This is a genomic window from Shewanella sp. 10N.7 (assembly GCF_020806285.1).
Classification (GTDB): domain Bacteria; phylum Pseudomonadota; class Gammaproteobacteria; order Enterobacterales; family Shewanellaceae; genus Shewanella; species Shewanella electrodiphila.
On the sequence record NZ_JAJGZS010000012.1, the window covers coordinates 1 to 1,751 of the forward strand.

Below are 1,751 nucleotides of genomic sequence, written 5' to 3' on the forward strand. Positions count from 1 at the left end.
AACGATTGTTCTGGTTAAACTCTAAGATCGTGGCCAATATTAGTTGACCACTACAGTTGTACTTTAGTTCTACAGCATCAGTTACAAAGCAAGAATCTGCATTTGCAAAGAGCGATAATGCACTAAGAATTAAAAAGATGAATTTCACTCTCAACCTCGATTGAAACATAACGCCCTGCTAATAAGTGAACCGAGTGCTGGCGGGCGATTTGCTCAGCAAATGGCATGACAGCCTTGGTGAATCTGGATTTAGCAGCTTGTTATAAGCCAATTATGGAACTGTTCTTTGAGGCCCGTTCATTTGGAGTTTGATCTCATCAATATACTGTTGAATAACAGCCTTTTCCCAAGCAGGATCAACAGACTGTAAATCAGTAAATGCTTTAAGTGCCCTACTGTATTGCTTTTGTTTAAAGTGAGAGATCCCTAAATAGTAATATGCAAATGAATCTGACTTGTTCTCGCTTAAACGAGCTTCAGCTAACACCTGAAGCTCTCTTAGCTGACCCGTGTCATCCAATTTTTGAGCTTCATTGAAAAAGTCTTCGCGAAATGACGAATTTATTCGATTGGTATTTAAACGATAATTGAAAAACATAACTCCACCTAACATGAAGAGAATTAGGTAAACCCCATAGAGCATCCATTTTATTTGTTCAATATCTTCAGCCATAGACTAACTCCATGTTCTAAGGGCTTATAACATTTGTATAGTGCGCATGCGCATTTACCTCATTAGACCAGTAAAAACGCGCACACCTAATTACCTGAAAATATTGTAAAAGCTAACATTATAGCTAATACACTTCTTGATAAATGCGCATGCGCACTTTTCAAGCCTATTATTTAAATAAATATTACATTAAGCGATTGATAATATGTGAGTATTTAAAAAACCACAAGGATAAACGCGCATAAAACAATCATTTTATCACTTGAAAAATGGCAAAAATAAATAACACTGTATATAAACACAGTTATCGAGTTATTTAGCATGCCAAAAATGACAAGCCCGTTTCTCAGTAAAGTTCAAGAAAATATGCGAATGCGTGGGTACAGCATAAGAACCGAAAAAGCCTATTTATATTGGATTAAGGCGTTTATTAACTTTCAACATAAACGACACCCGGAAACGATGGGATCAATTGAAGTCGCGCAGTTCCTTAGCTATCTTGCAAACTCCCGTCATGTCGCTGTGAATACACAAAAAGTGGCGCTCAATGCATTAGTTTACCTTTATCAAAAACACTTAAAACAACCGTTAGGTGATTTAGGCTTTCGTTTCGCAAGTAAACAAAGGCAGCTTCCAACCGTATTATCGACAACAGAAGTGGCAAAGGTATTGAGTCAACTTAAAGGCCGCGATAACCTTAACATTGCAATGCTATACGGAAGCGGCTTACGTATTTCCGAGTGCTTGAGTCTGCGAATACAAGATATCGATATTGAGCATCAATCACTCACCATTCGAAACGGTAAAAGTAGAAAAGACAGACAGACCATTCTCAGCCAAAGATGCATCGACAAACTTAGTGAATTTATTGAAAGTGCGATCAGTGTTCAACGGAAAAACAACCTTATCGGTGTGGGTCCATCCCTACCCAACGCATTGGAACGAAAAAAGGCTCATCATTTCTGATGAGCCTTTCGTCTTAAATATGGTGGAGAGATAGGGATTTGAATCCTAAATTGATGCGCTACAAACCTATGTTGTTTTATTTATTAATATCTAGATAGCAAAAAGCCCGTTA

At 37.7% G+C, this 1,751-nt stretch carries 1 protein-coding gene and 1 pseudogene; one reads left to right on the forward strand and one right to left on the reverse strand.

Translation table 11 applies throughout. The features are described from left to right. Positions 1–271: 271 nt before the first annotated feature. Positions 272–673 carry a tetratricopeptide repeat protein gene (locus LMH66_RS09275; RefSeq protein WP_229369503.1) on the reverse strand — a complete coding sequence of 134 codons (402 nt, stop codon included), beginning with the start codon at positions 671–673 and terminating at the stop codon, positions 272–274. Positions 674–994: 321 nt separating this feature from the next. Between LMH66_RS09275 and LMH66_RS09280 the strand changes: the two are divergent. Beyond that, positions 995–1,636 (forward strand): annotated as a pseudogene (locus LMH66_RS09280) (phage integrase N-terminal SAM-like domain-containing protein); the annotation flags it as partial. Between the last annotated feature and the right edge of the window lie 115 nt (positions 1,637–1,751).